This is a genomic window from Streptomyces sp. UNOC14_S4, from assembly GCF_020740835.1.
GTDB lineage: Bacteria > Actinomycetota > Actinomycetes > Streptomycetales > Streptomycetaceae > Streptomyces.
Map to the genome: position 1 here is coordinate 1 of NZ_JAINFC010000807.1, position 2,258 is coordinate 2,258.

Here is a 2,258-nt window from a genome sequence, read left to right on the forward strand (position 1 = left end):
CCCCCGCCGTCACCGCTCCACCCGTGATCCCGCCCCGGAGGTGCTGCACCATGCCCGCGCTGCTCACCGGCCGCTCCCGCCTCGCCCGTCGCACCACCCGCCATACCCGGCAGCGGCTCGCCGCCGACGCCGCGCTCCTCGTCCTCGCCGCCGCGTTCGCCGTACCGCTCGTCTGGCTGCTGCTCGCCTCCGTGGACGACGAGGCCGGGCTGCGGGTGCGGGTCCCGAAGGGGCCGACGACGGGCAACTTCTCGGCGGTGCTCGACGAGGAGATCACCTTCCGCCCGATGCTCAACAGCCTGCTGCTGTGCGGCACGGCCACCGCGCTGACCATGGTGTGCGCCGCGCTCGCCGCCTACCCGCTGTCGCGCTACCGCTCCCGCCTCACCCGGCCCTACCTGCTCACGCTGCTCTTCACCACCTGCCTGCCGATCACCGCGGTCATGGTGCCGGTCTACGGCCTGTTCGTCCGGGTCGACCTCATCGACACGCTCTACGGCACGGCCCTCTTCATGGCCGCCGCACAACTCCCCTTCGCCATCTGGCTGATGAAGAACTTCATGGACGGTGTCCCCGTCGTGCTGGAGGAGGCCGCGTGGACGGACGGCGCGAGCCGGCTCCAGGCGCTCGCGCGGGTGATCCTGCCGCTGATGGGGCCGGGCGCGGCCGTGGTGGGGATCTACAGCTTCATCATGCTCTGGGGCAACTTCTTCGTGCCCTTCATGCTGCTGCTCTCGCCCGACCAGCTCCCGGCGTCGGTCAGCATCTTCACGTTCTTCGGCAGCAACGACCAGGTGGCCTACGGGCAGTTGGCCGCGTTCTCGGTCCTCTACTCGACGCCGGTGGTCCTGCTCTACGCCCTGATCTCCCGGCGGCTCGGCGGGGGCTTCGCGCTGGGCGGCGCGGTCAAGGGCTGACACAACGGGGGGAGAGACAGGGAAACCCCGCCGTCTGTCCGCTGACGGCGGGGCCTCTCACCAGTGTGGATGCCGGCCCTGGATGTCCCCCGTGGATCCAGGGCCGAGCCCGCGCACGGCACCGGGCTGTCCCGAAACAGTTCTGGGGAAAGCCTTCGCCTTGACTGCGGACAAGCTGAACGGTACTAACGGGGCCACCTGTCGGCTACTCGTCAAACGCGGCTCCTGGCCGGAGAACGCGGGACTCCCGAGGAACGCCCCATGACCACCGAACCCCGAGTAGGGCCCGAGTCCCCGGGCAACATGCGCACGCTCGTCCTCAGCAACGATCTCGACGAGACCCGCGAGATCATCAGCTCCGCCTACAGCCCCTACGAGCTCAGCGTGCTCGGCGACCCCAAGGACTTCTCGGCGTGGTACGCGGAGGGCGGCTTCCCCGGCATCACCGTGTCCGGCCTCCAGTACGGCGCCGAGACCCTGGTGGCACCCCAGCCGCTCGACTCCTACCTGCTCGTCTGCCAGCTCGTGCGCGGCAGCGTGCGGGTGATGTCCCCGGGCCGCGAGGAACGGGTCGTCGGGCCCGGCCAGACGTATGTGCTCGACCCCTACCGCGAGTTCCGCGTGCACTGGGCGCCCGGCGCGCGGATGACGACCGTCCGGCTCGACCGGGAGACCGTGGAGCGGGCCGCCGCCGAGGCACTCGGGGTCGAGGGCCCGCTGCGCGCCCGCTTCCAGCTCGGCGGACCGGTCTCCGCGGGGGCCGCCAGGACCTGGGCCGGGATCTCCGCCGCCGTCCACCGCGAGGTGCTCGGCGAGGGCATCGCCCGGACCAGCCCCCTCGTGGCCTCGCACCTCACGCAGACCACGGCCGCCCTGCTGATGGAGACGTACCGACTCGTCACCGACGGCGTGGACGCCCAGCGGCCGGGCGTCGTCGCCCACGCCGCGGTACGGCGCGCCATGGCCCTCGCCGAGGAGCGCGCCGACCAGCCGCTCACCCTCGCCGACCTGGCCCTCGCGGGCCGCGTCAGCCCGCGCGCCCTCCAGGAGGCGTTCCGCCGCCACCTGGGCACGACACCGCTCGGCTATCTGCGGGAGGTACGGCTGGGCCGGGCCCGCCTCGACCTCCTGGCGGGGCGGGGCCGCCCCGACGTCACGGTGGCCGCGGTGGCGTGCCGCTGGGGCTTCGGCAACCTCGGCCGCTTCGCGGCCTTGTACCAGCAGAAGTACGGCGAGCCGCCGTCCCGCACGCTGCGGGGGTGACCGGTCGGGGTTCTCTTCGTCTGCCGCCCTGCGGGCGGGAGCGGCCTGCGGCCGCGTCCTCAAACGCCGGACGGGCTG

At 72.7% G+C, this 2,258-nt stretch carries 2 protein-coding genes; both read left to right on the plus strand.

All coding sequences use genetic code 11. The features are described 5' to 3' along the window. Positions 1–50 precede the first annotated feature (50 nt). The gene (locus tag K6I34_RS35940; protein WP_229332228.1) at positions 51–917 is read left to right on the plus strand and encodes a carbohydrate ABC transporter permease; all 867 of its coding nucleotides are present in this window, start codon (positions 51–53) and stop codon (positions 915–917) included. A gap of 261 nt (positions 918–1,178) precedes the next feature. Next, the gene (locus K6I34_RS35945) at positions 1,179–2,180 is read left to right on the plus strand and encodes an AraC family transcriptional regulator (protein WP_229332227.1); all 1,002 of its coding nucleotides are present in this window, start codon (positions 1,179–1,181) and stop codon (positions 2,178–2,180) included. Positions 2,181–2,258 lie beyond the last annotated feature (78 nt).

What these genes read in the sequence shown, in the direction of transcription:
- K6I34_RS35940 (WP_229332228.1), top strand. Translation starts at nt 51, where the DNA reads ATGCCCGCGCTGCTCACCGGCCGCTCCCGCCTCGCCCGTCGCACCACC.
- K6I34_RS35945 (WP_229332227.1), top strand. Translation starts at nt 1,179, where the DNA reads ATGACCACCGAACCCCGAGTAGGGCCCGAGTCCCCGGGCAACATGCGC.